The sequence below is a fragment of the Flavobacterium sp. DG1-102-2 genome, from assembly GCF_033042555.1.
Taxonomy (GTDB): Bacteria; Bacteroidota; Bacteroidia; order Flavobacteriales; family Flavobacteriaceae; genus Flavobacterium.
Genome location: NZ_JAWLIK010000011.1, coordinates 1 through 16521, shown reverse-complemented (window position 1 = coordinate 16521; position 16521 = coordinate 1). Strand labels below are relative to the sequence as shown.

The 16521-nt window shown below is 39.7% G+C and carries 14 protein-coding genes; 9 read left to right on the top strand and 5 right to left on the bottom strand.

Annotated features, from left to right (window positions below):
- Position 1: 1 nt before the first annotated feature.
- The 3 genes from R1T16_RS14795 to R1T16_RS14785 form a co-directional block, all read right to left on the bottom strand.
- Positions 2-415 (bottom strand): VOC family protein, encoded by a 414-nt coding sequence (locus R1T16_RS14795; RefSeq protein ID WP_317501898.1) that lies wholly within the window; start codon positions 413-415, stop codon positions 2-4.
- Positions 416-516: 101 nt separating this feature from the next.
- The gene (locus R1T16_RS14790; protein ID WP_317501897.1) at positions 517-900 is read right to left on the bottom strand and encodes a DUF3037 domain-containing protein; all 384 of its coding nucleotides are present in this window, start codon (positions 898-900) and stop codon (positions 517-519) included.
- Positions 878-1672 (bottom strand): HipA family kinase, encoded by a 795-nt coding sequence (locus R1T16_RS14785; RefSeq protein ID WP_317501896.1) that lies wholly within the window; start codon positions 1670-1672, stop codon positions 878-880. Before R1T16_RS14785 ends, R1T16_RS14790 begins: the two co-directional genes overlap by 23 nt.
- A 260-nt stretch (positions 1673-1932) precedes the next feature.
- Here R1T16_RS14785 and R1T16_RS14780 point away from each other — a divergent pair, with 260 nt between their 5' ends.
- On the top strand, positions 1933-2784 hold the full coding sequence (locus tag R1T16_RS14780) for a hypothetical protein (protein ID WP_317501895.1): 852 nt from the start codon (positions 1933-1935) through the stop codon (positions 2782-2784).
- A gap of 428 nt (positions 2785-3212) precedes the next feature.
- Here R1T16_RS14780 and R1T16_RS14775 read toward each other — a convergent pair whose 3' ends face one another.
- Positions 3213-3350 (bottom strand): hypothetical protein, encoded by a 138-nt coding sequence (locus tag R1T16_RS14775; protein WP_317501894.1) that lies wholly within the window; start codon positions 3348-3350, stop codon positions 3213-3215.
- Positions 3351-3720: 370 nt separating this feature from the next.
- Between R1T16_RS14775 and R1T16_RS14770 the strand changes: the two genes are divergently transcribed.
- The 4 genes from R1T16_RS14770 (at position 3721) to R1T16_RS14755 (ending at position 6994) form a co-directional block, all read left to right on the top strand.
- Positions 3721-6039, top strand: a complete 2319-nt coding sequence (locus R1T16_RS14770) for a hypothetical protein (protein WP_317501893.1) — start codon at positions 3721-3723, stop codon at positions 6037-6039.
- Between the two features lie 101 nt (positions 6040-6140).
- Positions 6141-6353: a hypothetical protein gene (locus R1T16_RS14765; RefSeq protein WP_317501892.1), complete on the top strand. Its 213-nt coding sequence runs from the start codon at positions 6141-6143 to the stop codon at positions 6351-6353.
- A 60-nt stretch (positions 6354-6413) separates the two neighbouring features.
- Positions 6414-6629 (top strand): hypothetical protein, encoded by a 216-nt coding sequence (locus R1T16_RS14760; protein WP_317501891.1) that lies wholly within the window; start codon positions 6414-6416, stop codon positions 6627-6629.
- A 131-nt stretch (positions 6630-6760) separates the two neighbouring features.
- Positions 6761-6994 (top strand): hypothetical protein, encoded by a 234-nt coding sequence (locus R1T16_RS14755; RefSeq protein ID WP_317501890.1) that lies wholly within the window; start codon positions 6761-6763, stop codon positions 6992-6994.
- Between the two features lie 76 nt (positions 6995-7070).
- Here R1T16_RS14755 and R1T16_RS14750 read toward each other — a convergent pair whose 3' ends face one another.
- Positions 7071-7970 (bottom strand): helix-turn-helix transcriptional regulator, encoded by a 900-nt coding sequence (locus tag R1T16_RS14750; RefSeq protein WP_317501889.1) that lies wholly within the window; start codon positions 7968-7970, stop codon positions 7071-7073.
- A 298-nt stretch (positions 7971-8268) separates the two neighbouring features.
- Between R1T16_RS14750 and R1T16_RS14745 the strand changes: the two genes are divergently transcribed.
- The 4 genes from R1T16_RS14745 to R1T16_RS14730 form a co-directional block, all read left to right on the top strand.
- Complete coding sequence (locus R1T16_RS14745; protein ID WP_317501888.1) at positions 8269-8655, top strand: hypothetical protein; 387 nt, start codon at positions 8269-8271, stop codon at positions 8653-8655.
- 86 nt (positions 8656-8741) lie between these two features.
- Positions 8742-12011 (top strand): S41 family peptidase, encoded by a 3270-nt coding sequence (locus R1T16_RS14740; protein ID WP_317501887.1) that lies wholly within the window; start codon positions 8742-8744, stop codon positions 12009-12011.
- A 159-nt stretch (positions 12012-12170) separates the two neighbouring features.
- Positions 12171-12599 carry a nuclear transport factor 2 family protein gene (locus tag R1T16_RS14735; protein ID WP_317501886.1) on the top strand — a complete coding sequence of 143 codons (429 nt, stop codon included), beginning with the start codon at positions 12171-12173 and terminating at the stop codon, positions 12597-12599.
- 295 nt (positions 12600-12894) lie between these two features.
- On the top strand, positions 12895-16521 hold a 3627-nt coding region (locus tag R1T16_RS14730), incomplete at its 3' end, for an HYR domain-containing protein (RefSeq protein WP_317501885.1).

Here is a 16521-nt window from a genome sequence, read left to right as displayed (position 1 = left end):
TTTATTCCTTTGGTATGGCATTCATATCCATAAAGAAAAATTCCCATTGATGTCCATCCGGATCTTCAAAATTGCGTCCGTACATCCATCCGTGGTCTTCAGTTTCTTTGTATTGCTTTGCGCCTGCGGCAATAGCTTTTTCAATCATATCATCCACTTCCTGCCTGCTGCCTAATGAAAAGGCGTTGATAACTTCGGTAGTGGTTTTAGCATCTGCAAGCGGCTTCTTTGTAAAAGTGCTAAAGAAGTTTTCTTTCAGCAGCATGGCAAATATATTTTCACCTATAATCATGCAGGTTGCGTTCTCATCTGTAAAATCAGGATTAAAGGTAAAACCCAGTTTCGTAAAGAACTTTACTGTTGTGTCAAGGTTTTTAACCGGCAGGTTCACAAAGATTTGTTTAATAGCTGTCATCGTCTGGTTGTTTAATGTTATATGTCAAAAGTACAGTGATAACAACGATGCCGCAATGTGCAGATGCGACAATAATACGGGCGTTTCAGGACAATTTTCTTCTAAGCTACATAATCGTCAAACAATTTTTGTGCGAGATTTTCTATATCATCGCATAAGCCGGGGTGAGGCCTTGATGTTTGTATCACAGAACTTCTTATTGCCGTTAACCACCTAAAACGCTCCGGTGCTTCAAGTGTTGCAATAGGGCCGCCGTTTTTTGCACCTTCACCTATTTTTTGAAATGATTCAAGATTCAGGCGTATCTGATCCACATCAATCTCAGGATCAATGGCGATTAACTTGGCTTGGTTTATAGTAAACAATACTTTTACATAACGCTTTCTTTTGCAAAACACCACTACACCTGCATTAACAAACTCTTCGCGTTCTACCCTTGGCACTACGCGAATCACGGCATACTCATATAAGTGCTTTTCTTGCATCTTTAGCTTGATTTACAAATAGTTCTGAATTCTCTAAACGGGTCAGCAGGAAGCTAACGTATATATCTTTGATTTCTGCTGGTTCTTTCTCCAGTTCTTCCCAGTGCAGCCACTCGTCAGGGATAAGCGCCACGATAGCACGTATCTTTTCTTCGGTAAGCATGGCTTTGTACTCGGCATCAGTTTCGTCAAGGAGTGAGGCCTGAGGAAGCAATACGTGGTCCTTTATCAATGCAAACGGACTCTTGGCATGGCCAATAGGATCGCTGAATGAATGATGAAAGTAAAGGCTTGCACCGTGGTCTATAAGCCATAATTCCTTGTGCCAGATAAGCATGTTGGTATTACGGAAAGTCCTGTCCACATTGGTAATAAAAGCATCTAACCAAACAATTTGCGAGGCCATTTTTGCGTCAACTGCAGTAACCACAGGATCAAAATTTATAGCTCCCGAAAGGTAATGCAATGCCAGGTTAAGCCCTTGTGAATGCTGCAATAAGTCCTGAATCTCTTCATCGGCTTCAGTGCGGCCAAAAGCCTCATCAAGATTGGCAAAGACCAGTTCAGGTACGGGAAGGCCAAGTACACGGGCTATCTCTCCGCCAATGAGTTCTGCTATGAGTGCTTTGGTTCCGTGGCCGGCACCTTTAAATTTTAATACGTACTTATAATCGTCATCAGCTTCGGCCAGGGCAGGCAATGAGCCGCCTTCGCGAAGAGGGGTGAGGTATCGCGTAACGTTTACCGTACGCAGATGGGGTACATTCTCCATATTTTACAGGCTTTTTCAGCTTTTTATAAATGTAAAGATACCTATTTTACCCGATTAAAAACAGCAATTTAATATTACGCATTTGGTTCTCAAAACGTCGTTTCTGTGTGTAAAATTACCAAGTGCTAAATAGCTGTAAATCAAAAAACTAAAAATTAATGTTACGCTTTATGTTTTTCAAAAAAATATGATCTTTAAAGCTTTGGCACATTAATAGTATTGTAAGATTTGTATTAAATTTACAGCCAATAAACAATATTATGCCGCGACAAATTACAACTGCTTTTTTTATATTTTTTTCGGCTGCCATGCTGGGACAGGATTTTAAAAAGATTGAAAAAAACATCAAAAACCTCAAAGGCGACAATATCGAAAAATACTGGACTGCCCTGCATAAAGCCGACCAGCAATTGCGTGAAGAAGGAAAATTTAACGCCGAAGCAGATATAATCAACTTTTATACTATGGTGCTTATGGAGCATTATCACGGTTACCCAACAAATGCTGCTTATGGTTATCCTGCTTACACTACACCGTGGGTGGTTTGGGTACATTGTCCGTCAACGGCATTGGCACAGTATGCTTTTCCCATTATTTTAAAGGGCAGGGATATGCAGCAATTACCTGAAGGGTTTTTCCCTGACTATTTTGTAAGCGGTTTGCTGCTGCATATTTACGGACTTGACATGGTATATGATATGGATTTTCATACCAATGGAGTGTCGCCGGTAAGTAGGTTTTTGTACCGCCTGGAGGAGCGAAGGCATGAAATAGATCTTTCTGAGCTGAAAAAATTAACCGAAGATGCGCTAAAGCTTGAAAAGCAAAAGAGACAGATGAAAGTTGAGATAGGGAAGTGGGAAATTGTACAGCACGATACCAAAACTACTTTTAGCATCAGCCTTTATAACGGTAGTATGTATCTAATAAAACAAATTGAAAACTATCCTGGTTTTACACTACGTGAAATTAAAGCGGTTGAAGGCAACACAAACCGTTTTGAGTTTGTGGAAGGTTACGGGCACTACCATTTGCTGTGTAAAGATGGCGACCTGCTTTTACAGGATCATACAGATGCTATTGTAAAGACACTCAAGCCGGTAAAGCCGTAGCTTTACATAGCCGTCATTTTGAACAGAGCTATGCGGAATGAAGACTCTGTATTTAAAAAAATAAAAAAACATCAAGGCAGGCATTTCTTAGTTGTACCTGCCTTATGCAGCTCAAAACCTTATAATTTCTTCCAGGTGCGAAATAGCATACACGATGGTAGAAAATCCTAAACTAAGGCTTCTCCTGAACGAAATAGCGTGGGGGGCATTTTTCATGGGCATTTCCTTTTTATAAATTGTTATACCCAAATGTATTTCCCTAAAACTACAAAAAAAATAAATTGAGGTAAACAGGGTAATTTGTGCGGTGAAGCTTATTGTAAATATCCCTGTGTTAGAATTTTCTTAAAATCAGGTTCAGATGCTTCGCGTAGTAACAAAAAAATCCTTCTTTTCAGAAGGATTCTTGTTTTATAAAATGAGCGTTGTTACTCTTTGCTTTTAACTTTAATAGGCTGTAGCTTACGTTCGTTACAGTTGCCCGCTTTTTTTCTAAGTAAGAAAGGAATAGAACCGATAACTACAGCAGCGCTGATGACAAGGCCAATTACGTTTTCAATAGTCATAATCTGTTTTTTAATTTGAATGATTCTACTAAGATACTGAATTTTACATAACAAGGGCATGTAATTGGACTAATTGTGATATAATAAAAATCCCCCCACGGGAAATGGGGGGATCTTAATAACCAATAAATCCCTATAACACCACATATATGTTATAAGTATGTTATAAAGGTAAGCGTTAAATCCATGTAACTATTTCGTTTTAGAACCGGGATTTTATAAAATCGTGTTCTTGTAAAAAGATAAATCCCAACATAGTTCCATTCTAAGACTTTTTTTGATTTGTTGCAATGTAATTTTACGGTTATCCCGTACTATTTTTTCTTACAGAATGGTTATTTTTGGCTTATCCAACCCAACCTACAGTATTATGAAACACCTTTCTATTCTCTTTAAATCCATCTGGCTTAATATAGGCAGTATACTTTCTGTAATTGCCATATATTATCTGCTTATCGTGGTAGACCAGGGTATAGATGTTGTAATACAGGCAGGGGAGAACCTGTTCCCTGCATTCTGTACAATTACGGGTTGTGTGCTTTGGGCGGTAATCTTATGGTATAGCGGCAGGATGCTGAGCTATATAAAACAGCAAAAGAAACACGACAAGAACCCGGTAGACATGAATGCTGTCGATCAAAAGCAAAGGGCGCTTATCATGTACACCACGCAACTGCAAAAGCACATGCCCAGGCTTATTGCCTACAACTGTTTTGTATGCCTCCAGGCAGCGATAATAAGCCTGCCCACGGCATCGCCTACGCTTGACGGATGGTGGCTGGTATTGTTTATTTCCCTGCACAACTGTTTTTATTTCTTTTTGAATGCTGCCATTAAAAAGGATGTTGAATTATGGAAGCGTATTGTTGCAATCGGCTTTGCTGCACTTTACAGCATAACGATAATTACTTTTATTGTGCGATGGCAGGATGGCAATATTGAGGTAGGCACAAACAGGCATATATTTTGGCTTAACATCTATATGCTAGTGTTTTTTATGCTGCAATGCTTTGCTGTTATCTTTTTCGTTAAAAGAAGAGAAAGTATAGACAGGTCGAGGGCTAAAGATGACAGCTACCCTCAAAACAGCATAACTAAAATCATGACTTTCCTTAAGATCAGGGAAGATTTTATAGGTGCTGAGCAGTGGGGGTTTAAGCTATTTACCGGTTTTGCTATGGTAGCAATTTTCATGTACCTGAGCGGAATATTTTCTATTTACGTATCGGCCTTCATGGGGGCACTGGCATTTGCACTGCTTGCCATGGGAATCATCATCGGCCTGTCTAACATAATTACCATGATTAATATCAGGACGCGGATTAATTTTTTCCTTTTCCTGTATATATGGGCATTTATTATGGGAGGCATAAACGATCCATACTGCGTACGAACGATTGCCGCCAGCCCTGACTTCAGTTATATGAAAGACCGCCCGTCTACCGATAAATATCTTAATGACTGGTTCCTGCGGCGCATGGATCTTATGAAAACCAACAGAACTTATATAAAGAATCCTGATAAGAAATTTGATATCTATATTGTTTTATCAGATGGTGGTGCCTCAAGGGCAGGTCAGTGGTCAAGCAGTGTTATGTGCGACCTCCAGGATAAGAGCGTGGCAAAAGATCCGAATAATTCTTTCAAGGAACATATACTTTGCCTTGCAGGGGCTTCCGGCGGGAGTGTAGGCAATACGGCGTTTTATGCCTTGCTTAAAGCCGATGACGAAAAAGGTATTAAAAAGTATAGAAAATACAGCGACAGCTTTTTTCAAAAGGACTTTTTAACCTTTACGCTTGGCAGGCTTTTAGGCCCCGATATTTTTCAGTATATCATTCCGCTTGGTTTGGATAACAGGGCAGATGTATTAGAAAGAAGCTTTTCTGAAAGTCCCGCCGAGGATAATATAACGCCCGAATATGATACTGTAATTCCGCATTATTACGGCAGGCCATTATCTAAAGTATATGACTTTTCGGGCAGGCTGCCGCTCCTGTTTATAAATACAACACAGGTAGATAACAGCTATCCCGGAGTGATAAGCCCTGTAATCCCTAAAAAAGACAAGCTGAAATGGTACAGGACAGATGTGTTGTCTCTCGTTGACAGCCTGAAAAAAAAGGATAGCAGGACAGATATAAGATTCAGCACAGCTGCGGTGCTTAGTTCGCGTTTCCCGTTTGTATCACCTGCCGGCAAGATACACGACAGGTATTTTGTAGATGGCGGCTACTATGACAATTCCGGGGCAGGTACCACGCTGGAGTTCCTTAAGCAGCTAAAAGCTTACCTGGCATTAAAAAAGGGCAATCCTGCTTATGACAGGTTTACATTCCACATCCTGCATCTTACAAATTCTGATACCAAGAAAAAGGCATCAGGAAGAATACACCCCTTAACCAACGACCTTGCGTCACCGCTGTTAACGGTATTAAAAACATCTGACACAGGTACAGGATTTGGCGACGAGGTACTAAGGGAATATTTCAGCGAAAATTTTAATAGTGACACATTGCGGTCCTATATAAATTATAGTCTTTATAAAACTGCTGTAAAAAAAGGTGAAAAAGAAGATATGTCGTTCCCAATGAGCTGGGTGATATCAGATTATCATTTAAAGAGGATGAAAGACACCCTTGCAAGAGAACATAATAGCAATAAAGATAAATTTGAGTTTATGAGGTAGTTTCATACGTTATAGTTAATTTTTAATAAAACATTAAGATTTTTAAAGTGTTAAATACCTATATTTGACCATTATCACTAATCACTTAATAGAGAAACATCATGAAAATCACATTGAGAAGCTTCCTTATGGCAGCTGTACTTGTAGGAGGTCTTACTATGACATCTTGTAAAGACAAAGAAACAGAAACAACTACTGAAACAGAAACTACAGTTGAAGGCGATACTGCTACTACAACTACTGAAACTGAAGTAGATGCTCCTGGAACAGCAAACGATACTACTGTAACAGATACTGTTAAGAAAGTACAATAATGAATAAGGCAGCTTTTAGCTGCCTTTTTTTATAAAGAGTAACCAAGTAAAACAAATGATATGAAAATTACGCTGAAAAGCCTGCTTTTAGCAGCTGTGCTTGTAGGAGGTCTTACTATGACATCTTGCAAAAAAGAAACAGAAACAACTACTGAAACAGAAACTACTGCTGTAGACGGTGACACGGTCACTACAACTGAAACTCAGGTTGACGAAAATGGAGCAAAAGACACCATTTCTGTTGAAACAGATACAGTGACGGTTAAAAAACCATAAGTATAAGGCAGCTAAGGCTGCCTTTTTTAATGCCTATAATTATGCTTTTTTTAATATAGCGCTAAGAAAACAGCAACATATTAAGCCCTAACTTTACCTGAAAGGAATAACTAACTTAAATTAAAGGGCTTATGAAAACTTCATTGCTAAGAAATACAATTATGGCTTCGGTGCTACTGGCTTCGCTGAGCCTTACGTCATGTAAGCATAAAGAAGAAACAACTACAGATACCGAAACCATTGATACAACAGAAGAAACCCGCGAAAGCCCGATTGATACTGTTGTAAAAGATAACGATACGATTATAGATACAGGAGGCGCAAGCGACTCTAAAGAAAATCCTGCAGGCACACAGGTGCCATAAGCAGGACAACCAGTATTTAATGGAAAAGGACGACTCTGTTATGGAGCCGTCCTTTTTTTTTGTAATTGTATTCGTGTTAGCTTCTGAATGAAGATGGCGTTGCATCGGTAAACTTCTTAAAAAAATGGTTAAAATGTGCCGACTCATCAAAGCCAAGGGCATAACTTATTTCAGAGATATTCCAGTCGGTATGGCGTAGAAGTGCCTTTGCTTCGCTAAGAAGCCTTTCAAAAATGTGGTCTGATGTTGTTTTGCCGGTGGTAAGCTTTATGGCACGGTTAAGGTGGTTAACATGCACATTGAGCTGGCTGGCAAAATCTTTTGCACTGCGCAGTGCAAATTGCTGGGCTGGTGATTCTATAGGGAACTGACGTTCTAAAAGCTCTGTAAATACAGAGGTAATGCGTGAGTTAGCATCAATGTGCGTATACAGCGTTTCGCTTGGGCGCATTTTAATAGAATAATGAATCATTTCCATGACATAGTTACGTATCAGGTCAAATTTAAACTGATAATCGCCTTTCATTTCATCTGCCATTTTTGTAAATACATTTGTTATGTATTCATCCTGTGTAACGTCGAGTACATAAGCAGGGCTTGCTCCCGGAGTATACATAGGCAGGTCTTTAAGGCTGCTGCGCATATGTTCGCTAAAAAAAGCTTCTTTAAAGATACAGAAGAAACCTGTGGTATCTTGTGTAAGCGCTTCAAAGGTGTAAGGCACGGTAGGGTTAAAGAACAGCAATGTGCTGCCATTTACCTCTAAGCTTTTATCAGCATAATGGTAAATATAATGACCTCGTATAAGCGCTATCTTATAATAATCTCTTCTTGTATATTTTACAGGTTCTTTGCCGGGACCCATGCAGTCTTCATGCCTGAAAACATTAAAGTGTCCCAAATCTTTTTGAAGGCCTTCAGGCATCCAGTTAAATTTGTCTTTGTATAAATCTTCGAGTGTTTCTGTCTTTCCCATGATTTATAATAATTTATGAAAGGGTTGGATTTATTTTTCGTTTTACAAAATTACGCTCATAGTTAGTATAAAGGTATGTAAAATGCAAAGGAAAGATTGTATAATTCAAACAATTCTCTTGCTTCAAACCGAAACAATTGTTTGAATACCGTAATCAATAGTTTGATGTTGGTAAACGCTTTGAGGTAATGCTGTACTACTTTTGTACTATAAGTTTGGCTTATAGCAAAATTATGTGATATGAAAATAATTGTTAGGACTATGTGTTATGTATAATCTTCATTACCAAATATACAGGATGCCACAGCATGCTGCTATCCACAATTCGGGCTGGTATACATTCTGCCTTTTTACAAGAGAGAACGAAAGCTCGCTTCTACTGCTTGATCCTTCGTCGTCTCAAATTCCGGCCGGGATTGATGACGGACTTATTTTTTCTGTCAAAGAGGACCAAATCCCGAAAAAGGTAAAAAACAGCCTTAAAAAATTCCCTATATTTTATCAGAATGGCTATGGGCCTTTTCCGTTGCAGGAGGTTCAGCAATGCGATCTTAAATGCCTTTTTGACAAGATAGCACTGCACATCAACACAACTTATATATACAAGGATTACCTGCTGGCTAATCTTGCATTACAGCTGCTTCATTTTGGCATCAAACATTTTACCGAAGTTAAAACGGTGTAATGTACAGTTGGTCTTAAAATAAAGCATTTGCTTACAGCTTTTTAGAAAAGGTTTATATTTGTGATACAATCATCAATATCTTTTCTATGTGTAAAAACATATTTTACTTCGCATTAATGACTGTAGGCAGCATATATGCCCAGTCTAATCTTAATACCGCCCCAAAATGGCTTCGTAACGCGGCCATATCTCCGGATGGTGCCCAAATAGCATTTTCCTATCAGGGGGATATTTTTAAAGTACCCGCAGCAGGTGGAGAAGCAGTAAGGCTCACCATTCATGAAGCCTATGATGCCGATCCTGTATGGAGCAACGACGGAAAGCAGCTGGCTTTCTCATCTATGCGTTATGGAAACAAAGATGTATTTTTAATTCCGTCGACAGGTGGAGTGGCAAAAAGGCTTACTTACCATTCGGCAGATGATATCCCAACCGATTTCTCGCCATCGGGCGACAAGGTATTATTCAGTTCCTCAAGGCTTGACGATGTAGCTTCGTCTATATTCCCTACAGCTGTACTGTCTGAACTGTATGAAATTAGTACGGCAGGAGGGCAGGAGAAACGCATACTATCTACCCCGGCAGAAATGGCAAATTACAGCCCTGACGGCACCTGGCTTTTCTTTCACGATAAAAAAGGATATGAAGACCCATGGAGAAAACACCATACATCATCGGTAACGCGGGACCTCTGGCTTTACAATACAAAAGAAAAACAATATTATCCTGTAACCGAAAGTAATGTTGAAGAACGGAACCCTGTTTTCGGTACAAACGGCACTTACTTTTTCTTAAGTGAAAGGAATGGCACCTTTAATGTATGGAAGGCAAACCTTGCCAATAACAAAGAAGGCGATGCACAGCAGGTAACCAATTTTGCTAAGAATCCGGTACGTTTTTTAAGCCGTGCTGACAATGGTATTCTTTGCTATACCTGGGATGGGGAAATTTATACCCAAATAGATGGAGGTCAGCCTCAAAAAGTGGCTATAGTGCTGCAAAGCGATGAAAGGTATAATGAAAAAGTTATGCAGCCTGTTCGTGAGGATGCAACTGAATTTTCTGTTTCGCCTAATGGTAAGGAAGTTGCTTTTGTGGTACATGGAGAAGTATTTGTTACTTCGGTTGAATTTGGCCAGACCAAGAGGATTACCAATACGCCTGATCAGGAACGTGACGTGCAGTTTAGCCCTGACGGAAGAAAACTGTTGTATGCCGGCGAGCGTGATGGCTGCTGGAATATTTATGAGGCTGCGCTCGTAAACAAAGAGGAAAAATACTTTTTTGACGCTACCCAGCTTAAAGAGACGACAGTGGTGAGTTCAGGGAAAGAATCGTTTCAGGCACAGTATTCACCTGATGGAAAAGAAATAGCTTTCCTTGAAGAACGTACAACAATAAATATACTCAACAGAGCGTCTGGAAAAGTAAGGACTGTATTGGCCGGAAAATATAATTATTCATATAGCGATGGCGACCAGTACTATACCTGGTCTCCGGATAGTAAATGGCTTTTAGTTAACTATTTTGCTTACGATCGTTGGAACACAGATATTGGACTTCTAAACGTTAACGATGGTAAAATGCCTGTTAACCTTAGCGAAAGCGGGTATAACAACCAGCAGCCTAAATTTGGTATGGATGGGGAGATGGTTTATTGGGCGTCTGACAAGGAAGGTTTCCGCTCTCACGGAAGCTGGGGATCTGAAAGCGATGTTTATGCCATTTTCCTAACCGAGGCAGCGCATAAAAAATTCCAGCTTAACAAAGCAGAATATGCACTGTGGAAAGAGCAGGAAGAAGCTAAAAAAGAGGATAAGGATAAAGACAGATCATCGGACAAAAAAGACAAGGAAAAAGATAAAAAAGACGACGACAAGGCAGAACCTGTAAGACCTGTTAAAATTGATTTTGAAGGGCTTCAGGATCGAAAAGAGAAATTGACCATACATTCGTCAAGGCTCTCAGACTTTGTGGTAGACAAAGACGGCGAGAATATTTATTATTTAACCCGTTTTGAAGAAGGTACAAACCTTTGGCGTACAAAATTCAGGGAAAAAGAAACCAAACTGTTTGTGAACCTTAATAGTGAAGACTCCAAGATCGCCCTTGATAAAAAAGAAGAGAATCTTTTCCTTATAGATAAAGAAGGTAAAATAGTAAAGATCAGTCTTAAAGATGCCAAGAAAGAGACGGTAAACTTTTCCAGCGAGATGAACCTGAACGAAACTGCCGAACGCAGCTATATGTTTGAGCATGCCTGGAGACAGTTTAAAAAGAAATTTTACCTGCAGGACCTGCACGGAACCGACTGGGATTACTACAAAAAAGAATATGCTAAATTCCTTCCGTACATTAACAACTCGGTAGATTTTGCCGATTTGCTGGGTGAAATGCTGGGAGAGGCCAATGCTTCCCACACAGGCGGGCGTTACCGTCCTGAGCCAAACAAAGCTAATGATGCAACTGCTTCATTAGGAATTTATATTGATAATAATTATAACGGCGAAGGAGTAAAGATTGCTGAGGTAATGGATAAAAGTCCGCTATTAAAGGCAAAGCAAAAAATACAAGCAGGCTTTATAATAGAAGCCATAGAAGATATGAAAATAACTTCGGCACAAAATTACTATGCTTTATTAAACAGAAGAGCTGACAAAAAAACACTTATTGCTGTACATGACCCAAAATCAGGCAAACGCTGGAATGAAGTTATAGAGCCTATAACGCTTACGAAGGAAAACAAACTTGCTTATGAGCGCTGGGTTAAAAACAGGGAAAAAGATGTTGAGCGATTATCTAATGGGCGCCTTGGTTATGTTCACGTAACCGGTATGAATTCTGAAAGTTTTCGTCAGGTATTTGAGAAAGCGTTAGGTAAATATAACGACCGGGAAGCGCTTATTGTAGATACCCGATTTAATGGCGGAGGATGGCTTCACGACGACCTTGCAACATTTTTAAGCGGTAAGCCTTACATGAGCTTTGAGCCAAGAGGGCAGAAGATGGGCTCTGAACCATTGTTTAAATGGCAGAAACCGTCGGCGGTGCTGATAAGTGAGGGGAATTATTCCGATGCACATATGTTTCCTTACACCTACAAAGCGCTTGATATTGGCAAGCTTATAGGTATGCCGGTGCCGGGTACAGGAACGGCTGTATGGTGGGAAAAAATGATTGACGGCAAGACTATTTTCGGGATTCCGCAAATAGGTATGCGTACCGTAAAAGAAAACAGGCTTATGGAAAACTTCCAGCTGGAGCCGGATGTTAAGGTTAAGAATGAACCGGGTAAAACAAATAACGGGGAAGACCAGCAGCTTAAAAAAGCGGTAGATGAACTTCTGAAGAAATAAAAATTACGATACTACTTACAGCCGCTTTTACAGCGGCTGTTTTTTTAAAAAATTGTTTGTATTTTGTAATCAATACTTTGTTTTGTACAATAATTCCGTGTTTAATAGCCAGTAATTTTGTATCGTTAAAAAGTGAGTCTAACCATTAAACAAGGCACTATGAAAAACGAACAAAATGCTGCAATTATACAAGGATTGTATAATGCCGTTAACGAAAGAAACTTTGAATACCTTAATGCTCTAAGCAGTGCTAAGAGCGAATGGCTGGATATTCCGTTTAATATAACCGTTACAGGTGAAACATCTGTGATGATCTCATGGCAAAATAGGTTCAATATGTTTCCTGATGCCGCCTTTGAAATTAAAAACCTGATAGCCCATGATAATTTTGTAATCGTACAGGGTGTAGAAAAAGGCACTTACAAAGGCTTTCTTGAGAGCCTGGATGAAGATATAATTGCTGAGGGCACTTGGGTTGAAATAGGTTTTTGTGATGTGTATTATCTTGAAGAAGGCACCATTGTTAAAGCCAACTCTAATTTCGATATAGATACGCTTATCCATCAAATCTCTGCCATACCGGCTTAAAATAATCTAAATGCCATAATAAAGCCACTTTTTAGAGGCTTTTTTTTTATTTAAAAAATGAATATTGAGTTGGGGAAAATATAACTCTACGTTAAAATCGGGTGTTTTTACGTGGTTTTTAAAGCATACTAATGAATATATTTGCGCTATTTTCGGTTATTTTTCAATGGGTTTCTATTCAATCGATTATGATTGAGTTTAACAAATAATTATATTTTATTTAACAGTAAAATATATGCATTAATCTGCATATATTCGCGCAATATTTCATTTCCAAAAATAAACCACTACCAATATGAAGAAAAACTACTTATCTAAATTTAGCATAGCCTTACTCTTGCTATTTTCAACAGTAGGCTATAGCCAGTATTTTGAGCCTGTGCCCGTGGCCGGTTTCAACGTTGACGGTGTAGCTGAAACCGCTCCTGCAGCGGGTTCTACCAATTCAGGACTTGATGGTAGCAATAACTGTGTTTACACGAAATCATACGCTACCGGCGGTGGTATGTCTGGCGGACTGCCTGACAACGGAATTGTAAACAGGTGTTTTGACAGTTATCAATTTGCGCCTTATAACCAGAATAATGTTCTTTACTTAGGGGGAAGCCAAAGCGGTACACTAACTTTTAATACTCCAAAAGCTTATACAACGCTTAATGTGGTGGGTTTCGGCTCTAATGGTACAAAAGGTTTTACTTCTGTAGTAAATTTTACTGATGGAACTTCTCAAACTGTAACAGGATTTAATTTTCCTGACTGGGATTATTACGTTGCTCCGGATTTTATATTATCAGGTTTTGGACGAAGCTTAAGATCGCCGGATTATGTTTCGTATACTACTGCTGTTAATATGCACAAAGTAACATTGGATATTTCGGCAGCCAATCAAACAAAATTAGTTGCCAGCGTTACTTTTACTGCTGATAGCAATTTTCCCAACCATATTAGTATTATGGCTGTATCTGGAATCCCTTATGTACAGATTCCCGTAACAGGGCAGTGCGGTGCGGTAGTTAATTATACATTGCCAACTACAAACTTTGCTCCAATATTACCAAAAGTATTATTATTAGCACATGATCAAGATATTAATATTAATGATGTTAAGGCAAAACTTGTGGCTACTAATCAATTTGGAGTTGTTGATACTCACAATTTGAATACGCAGGGGATTCCTACTTTGGCTCAATTAAACGGATATAATGCTATTTTGTTTTGGGGAAACAATTTTTATTCAGGTTCTGCAAGTATAGGAACTGTTATAAAATCCTATATAGATAACGGAGGTGGTGTAGTAGAGGGCGCATACAGCAATGCCTTAGCGGTAAATCTTCCTGCCGGGTATAATTTTTTTAGTTCAGCTCCGGCCGGATATACTTATCTAACAGCAACGTTAGGAGCAATTGCACTGCCTTCTCATCCAATAATGGATAATGTTAATAGTTTTACAAATACAGGAGCAGTGCATAGTAGTTATTCATTAGTTCCTACAGCTTATTTGGTAGCATCTTACACCTATAGTAGTTACAGATTAGCGGTTGCAATGGAAAATGTGGGGCCGGCAAAAGCTAAAAGAGCATTACTTTGTTTTAGCCCTCCGTCTAAGGACGTTCTTAATAACTCTTGGAACAGTTCAACTGATGGTGCTAAAATTATGGCTAATGCTTTAAAATGGGTTGCAAACCCCTATACTCAGACTGCAGGGCTACCAAGTGGCAGTATTTTTCCTGTAGGTACAACTACAAATACCTATACGTATTATGATAGCAGCAATGTACAGCAAACTTGTTCTTTTGACGTTGTAGTAAAAGATACCCAGGTACCTGTAGCCATTTCAAAAAATATTACTGTTACACTTAGCCCGGCAGGAACAGTTACAGTAGCTCCTGCTAATGTTGATAATGGCTCTACAGACAATTGCGGTACGCCAACTCTATCGCTTAACAAAACATCGTTTGACCAGACAAATATCGGTTCAAATTTAGTTACGCTTACAGCTACTGACGCAAGCGGCAATACCGCAATTACAACAGCTATTGTTACTGTGCTTCCGTCAGATTATGACAATATAACAGTAAGCAATACTACAGGGCAGTGCGGGACGATTGTAAATTATGCAACGCCTACATTCAATGTAGTAAAACCTAAACTTTTGCTACTTTTTCACGATACAATAATACCGGGTGAGGCAAATGACGTAAAAGCTAAGTTAACGGCCTCAGCACAATTTGATGCAGTTGATATTTTAGATTTATCGGTTACTACACCAACAATTGCTCAACTAAAACAATATGATGCTATCCTCGCGTGGAACAATAATGTAAGCAGTAACCCGGCAGCAGTTGGCGATCTTCTTGCAGATTATATTGATTTGGGCGGAGGACTGACAGACGCCATATTTGACAATGCAGCAGATAATTTTCTTGGAAGGTTCAATACCCCTGCTTATAGGGTTTTAATGCCTGCACCGCAGGCGAGTGGAACCGTAAGGTCATTGGGTTCTGTTCAGCTTCCTACTCACCCGATAATTGCAGGCATTACAGCATTTAATGCCGGTCCTGAGAGTTATGTATCTACTTCTACAACAATATCGCCGTCATCATACATAATAGCGAGTTACGATAATAGCCTTCCTTTAATCATCGCAAAAGAAAACACAGGACTTTCGGCTGCAAAAAGGGTGAGCCTTAACTTCTTTCCACCTTCAACGACAGTTACTTCCGCCGGATGGGGTCAGGCTACGCAGGGTGCTCAAATAATGGCTAACGCGCTTAAATGGTCGGCAAAACGTATACCTGTTCAGGTAGCAGGCTTACCGGCTGGATCTGTATTTCCTGTTGGTACAACAACAAATACATTTGAGTATACAGACAGTAATAATGTTGTTCATACTTTCTCTTTTGATGTTATTGTGAACGATACTGAGAATCCGGTAATTACTTGCATTCCAGATGCAACGACTACAAACTGCGATGGAACTTTTACGTTTACAGCGCCTGTATTCAGCGACAACTGTCCGTCATCAGTACTTACACAAACTGCAGGACTGGCTTCAGGATCTGTTTTCCCGATAGGGCAGACCCTGAACACATTTTTAGTAACAGATGCTTCGGGTAATACTGCAACCTGTTCATTTACGGTTACACGCAATGCAGATCTTTCTGCAACAACTGCACAAACTGATGTACTGTGTAACGGTAGTGCCACGGGAGCGGCTTCAGTTCTGGCTACGGGAGGTACCGGTATTGGAACCTATACTTACCTGTGGAGCAATGGCCAGACTACAGATGCAATAACAAACGTTACTGCGGGAACTTATAGTGTAACCATTAAAGATGGCAATGGGTGTGAGCTTATTAAAAACTTTACGATTACACAGCCTGCCCAGCCTTTAGCTACAACACCAAATACAACCCAGGTTAACGTTTTATGTTTTGGTAATACAACCGGATCAGCTACAATCGCTGTAAATGGCGGTACTGCCCCGTACACTTATCTTTGGAACAATGGAGCAACTACAAATTCAATCACAGGTCTTGCAGCAGGTACATATACGGTTGATGTAACCGATGCCAACGCATGTGTACTGCCACATTCTTTCACGATTACGCAGCCTATAGCACCATTGGCTACAACGCCAAATACAACGCAGGTTAATGTATTATGTAATGGTAATGCTACGGGATCGGCAACGGTTGCTGTAAATGGCGGTACTGCTCCATATACTTACGTTTGGAACAATGGATCGACTACAGCTTCAATTACAAATGTTACGGCAGGTACATATACTGTTGGTGTAACAGATGCTAACGGATGTACATTATCGCACAGCTTCATTATTACAGAGCCTGTCGCACCATTGGCTTTAACGCCAAATACTTCTCAGGTCGATGTATTTTGTTTTGGCAATGCAACAGGATCG

Bases quoted from the DNA above. Each gene is read 5' to 3' on its own strand.
- R1T16_RS14795 (WP_317501898.1), bottom strand. From the start codon at position 415: ATGACAGCTATTAAACAAATCTTTGTGAACCTGCCGGTTAAAAACCTT.
- R1T16_RS14790 (WP_317501897.1), bottom strand. From the start codon at position 900: ATGCAAGAAAAGCACTTATATGAGTATGCCGTGATTCGCGTAGTGCCA.
- R1T16_RS14785 (WP_317501896.1), bottom strand. From the start codon at position 1,672: ATGGAGAATGTACCCCATCTGCGTACGGTAAACGTTACGCGATACCTC.
- R1T16_RS14780 (WP_317501895.1), top strand. From the start codon at position 1,933: ATGCCGCGACAAATTACAACTGCTTTTTTTATATTTTTTTCGGCTGCC.
- R1T16_RS14775 (WP_317501894.1), bottom strand. From the start codon at position 3,350: ATGACTATTGAAAACGTAATTGGCCTTGTCATCAGCGCTGCTGTAGTT.
- R1T16_RS14770 (WP_317501893.1), top strand. From the start codon at position 3,721: ATGAAACACCTTTCTATTCTCTTTAAATCCATCTGGCTTAATATAGGC.
- R1T16_RS14765 (WP_317501892.1), top strand. From the start codon at position 6,141: ATGAAAATCACATTGAGAAGCTTCCTTATGGCAGCTGTACTTGTAGGA.
- R1T16_RS14760 (WP_317501891.1), top strand. From the start codon at position 6,414: ATGAAAATTACGCTGAAAAGCCTGCTTTTAGCAGCTGTGCTTGTAGGA.
- R1T16_RS14755 (WP_317501890.1), top strand. From the start codon at position 6,761: ATGAAAACTTCATTGCTAAGAAATACAATTATGGCTTCGGTGCTACTG.
- R1T16_RS14750 (WP_317501889.1), bottom strand. From the start codon at position 7,970: ATGGGAAAGACAGAAACACTCGAAGATTTATACAAAGACAAATTTAAC.
- R1T16_RS14745 (WP_317501888.1), top strand. From the start codon at position 8,269: ATGCCACAGCATGCTGCTATCCACAATTCGGGCTGGTATACATTCTGC.
- R1T16_RS14740 (WP_317501887.1), top strand. From the start codon at position 8,742: ATGTGTAAAAACATATTTTACTTCGCATTAATGACTGTAGGCAGCATA.
- R1T16_RS14735 (WP_317501886.1), top strand. From the start codon at position 12,171: ATGAAAAACGAACAAAATGCTGCAATTATACAAGGATTGTATAATGCC.